A 3,429-nucleotide genomic window follows, 5' to 3' on the forward strand; every position below is an offset into this window, starting at 1 on the left:
TGGTGGCCTGGGGCGGAATCTAATCGACGCGGTTGAAGCCAGTCTCCATGCGCTTTCTCCATTGAATGGGAACGGTGGGGTACAAGCTGGGGTACAGGTGCTAAAAAACAACGAAAGCGGCCCGTGGTTCGATTCCAATATGCCCATAACGGTGAGTGCAGTTGATGTCGCGCGCTCATAAACTGCTTATGTGAGATTCGTATTTAAGCGCTGCTCCAGTTCAGCGACAACGTGAAGCACTTCATCGAGGGCAGGAAATGGCCCGAAGATCATGCCGCTCATCGCTTGGTAATCTCGGGTCAATGCGTCGTGCATGGCATCCGATGGCGATAGGGTAAAAGAACCATGTGTTGCCATGTCCAGACGCAGGTCAGTGCTGCCGAAGAATAGCCGGGCATGTTGCGCGCAGTCCTGTGCAAGGAGGCGATCTGCGATCCATACGTTTGCGTCGGGATGCTGAAGGAGCCGGTGGACATCGTAATAATGTCGGGACACGCGTTGGCCGCCTTGGCGCAATAGGCCTCTGCGATCATGCCATTGGCGCAGGCCATGCAGAATGATGACCTTATCCCAGAAGGTGCGTTCGGGCTTAACGGTCGTCACGTTGGGTACGGCCATATTCAATTCGGGCAGGTCGTTGGCAACGTAGGGAGACACCACGACCGTTTCATGTGGATCCAGAGCCGATTTGGCTCCAGCCTCGATCTTCACGGCGGAACGAATGTAGTCGCCAGGTGCAGCTGTCACAGCGGGGTACCAGAACAGCAGAGTCTGCTGGTCTGGGTCGTCCGGGTCCAGTTCCAAGCGGAATTGATCGGTAGCTATGGTGTTAGCTGCGATTGCGTGGATCTGCGTCGTCATGCTATCAGCAACATAGTGCTGGCATGCGGTGCGGATGCGTTCCAGGCGGATGCGCCGTTGCTTGCCGCTCAAGGCGTCCAGTTCCGCAGTTTCAGCGGGTTCGCCGATGTCTTCGCGGAATACGGTGATGTCGATGTCCTCTGAGAATCTGGAAATCAGGCCGTATGATTTGGACAATGATGTGCCGCCCTTGAATAGCAGGCGGGGGCCGTCTGGCGGCAGGCCATTGAACAGCGCGTCCAGAGTCCAGCATACCCAGAAGTCCTTTTCAACATTCTGGACAGCTGTGCCCAGGCGAGCAGCAGTCGTCAGGAACAGCCCGCGCCGTTCATCGTCAGCGGCCTGAATGATGGTATGGAAATTTGGATTCATGCAAAAGTGTCAATGTGCATCCGATGGTCGGTGGTACCGGGGAGCGATGTAGAGGCTTCGGCGTCCGGTACCGCGCAGCCCGGCAGTTCGCGCACGATGGCCTGCATCCATGCTGGCAACGTGTTGAAGCCCGTCAACAAGTCCCGGCGTATCGCTTCTCCTTGTTCGGGGTCATCCAGCAGTTCGGACAGCCGCTTGACGATGCGGGGCTGGTCTGCGGGCAGGGTGTCCTTCAGCCAGTACAGTGCTTGGACCACACGCATAGCGGGCCGTCCAGCCCAATATAGGCGACTGGGCGCTGTGAGCTTAAACGTGATCGTCAGGTTGCCGAGTTGAATGGTGCGCCGGCGTGCATCGGTGTGGATGGTGACGTTGGCTGGCACGGCGTCCGTTAGGCCTAAGTCGTTGGCGGCAGTCATGCCATCGACGAGCAGGCGCAGTTGGTCGCGACGTGCGATGGCATCCACGACGGCGCGGTAGTCTGGGGCTGTTGCCTTTTTGGTCAGACTGTTTAGTTTGGGTCGGTCATACAGCCCACGGTCGATGCGGCGCAACTGGCCCGCCGTAACCAAGCGTTGAAGCGCTTTGTCCACGGCGTCTCTGCTGCCATATTGGGAAAAGTCGGCTGGCACCCACACTTGGCCAGGCAGCGCTTCATCGATGTGAGCCATGATCCGAGTCTTGAGATCGTTCATAGTGGCACCTTTGTCCGATATTTGTAGCTTTTTTTCGGACAAAATGCAAATTTGTCCGAAGTTTGTGATTCTTTTTCGGACTAAATTAGTGAGGCTGAGCCACTAATGGCGTGCTCGCCTAACTGGCAAGTGCCTTGTTTCGCTCAATAAGAGCATGTAGGCTGGCTGCGGTGATGCCACTGGAGCGTTTGCCAATCTTAATAAGTACCAGCTCGCCTTCATTGACCAGTCGGTAGATGGTTGATCGTGACACTCCAAGTTTCGCCTCAGCTATGTGAATCCGATACAGAAGTGCTTGATCAGGTTGCTGCAGGGTCTGGTGTCTAGTTGATGAGTAGCCAAAGATGTTTGGCAGGGACTGTTCCTTCATTACTTCCTCCATAAAACCTTGGAAAGCACCCTGGGTGGCATCACCCAGGATGCTTTCCAAAGCAGGCGCGGTCAGCGCCTTCATGACTGATCCGCCAAGATACCGCGATGGGGTCAGTTGCTTGGATCATTTTCGGTAGAGCCCGCCGCTGGCCCACTATTGTGGTTCGTCGGGATGCTGAAAACTGCGGTCTTTGCCGCTGTCATCAATGGATTACGCGCCATCCATCGAGCTTGGCCTGCCTTTGGCAGTACCGGCGTCCGTTGTCACGGAACGTCATCTACTTCCCTCGGTATCTGCCAGTCGCTACCGGCCCAAGAGAGCAATGATTTTTCACCTGCTTTACTCCTACCCAGGTGCTTGTCGCCCCGCTTAATGCTGGCGTAACGGGTAGCCGCGCACTCACACCGCCCGTTGCCGGACAGGGCGCGGTATTTATCGGTGTTGTGTTGTTAAAGAGCGGGATTGCTGTAATCATTACGTATCCACTTTCTGGAGTCAATATTCAAGTAATAAATAAAAGTTATGTGGAAGGAAAAAACTGCAAAATCTGCCATGGAATGACACTAAAAGAATCGCCCTGGTTCACTGTGGAACACAGGGCGATCCGGGTATTTTTATTGTGTTTTTTTGTATCTTGGCCAATAGCTGAGGATAATCCAGCCGATTGTTGAAACTTAATCGTACTCTTCGGAATGTCGGGCTTGTTGGGCGATCTTCATTTTTATGTAGTCACCGATATCTTCCAGTACGGGGGGAGGCAGCTCCTCAAGCGTATACCTAGGAGTATCCGGCCATGGCCATTCCATCTCGAACATTTCACCTTTTCCTGTAACCAGCCATTCAGCGCGAACGTGGAGCGCCGCTGCAATCCATACGATGTGACGGGAAGTCTCATTGCGGCCGATTTCAATATGGGCTATGGCGCTTTGGCTTATGGGGGGATTGAGGAGTTTGGCCAATGCTTCTTGCGATAGGCCGCGCTTCTTACGTGCGGCAAGTAAGCGTGCGCCAATGCTGTTTATGGGACTCGGCGTCATGGGATTTTTCAATTGGTGGATACGTCATGAGTAAGTTGTAAGTGTATTTATACTTATAGAACATTGCTTAACGATTAGCAATTATGGAGAT

The 3,429-nt window shown here is 54.1% G+C and carries 5 protein-coding genes; 1 reads left to right on the forward strand and 4 read right to left on the reverse strand.

Features of this window, described 5'->3' with window-relative positions; genetic code table 11:
* On the forward strand, nt 1-181 hold a 181-nt coding region (locus tag LKR43_RS16070), incomplete at its 5' end, for a hypothetical protein (RefSeq protein ID WP_227685190.1).
* A 5-nt stretch (nt 182-186) separates the two neighbouring features.
* Here the strand turns inward: LKR43_RS16070 and LKR43_RS16075 are convergent.
* The 4 genes from LKR43_RS16075 to LKR43_RS16090 all read right to left on the reverse strand — a co-directional run bounded on the left by LKR43_RS16075 (nt 187) and on the right by LKR43_RS16090 (nt 3,338).
* Entirely contained in the window at nt 187-1,233 is a 1,047-nt protein-coding gene (locus tag LKR43_RS16075) for a nucleotidyl transferase AbiEii/AbiGii toxin family protein (protein ID WP_227685191.1), read from the reverse strand.
* Nucleotides 1,230-1,928 (reverse strand): DUF6088 family protein, encoded by a 699-nt coding sequence (locus LKR43_RS16080; RefSeq protein ID WP_113933184.1) that lies wholly within the window; start codon nt 1,926-1,928, stop codon nt 1,230-1,232. Before LKR43_RS16080 ends, LKR43_RS16075 begins: the two co-directional genes overlap by 4 nt.
* 118 nt (nt 1,929-2,046) lie before the next feature.
* Nucleotides 2,047-2,382 (reverse strand): AlpA family transcriptional regulator, encoded by a 336-nt coding sequence (locus LKR43_RS16085; protein WP_346724941.1) that lies wholly within the window; start codon nt 2,380-2,382, stop codon nt 2,047-2,049.
* A gap of 593 nt (nt 2,383-2,975) precedes the next feature.
* A complete protein-coding gene (locus tag LKR43_RS16090; protein WP_180033021.1) occupies nt 2,976-3,338 on the reverse strand; it encodes a helix-turn-helix domain-containing protein in 363 nt (120 codons plus the stop codon).
* Between the last annotated feature and the right edge of the window lie 91 nt (nt 3,339-3,429).

The organism is Pusillimonas sp. MFBS29 (genome assembly GCF_020687695.1).
GTDB lineage: Bacteria > Pseudomonadota > Gammaproteobacteria > Burkholderiales > Burkholderiaceae_B > Pusillimonas_C.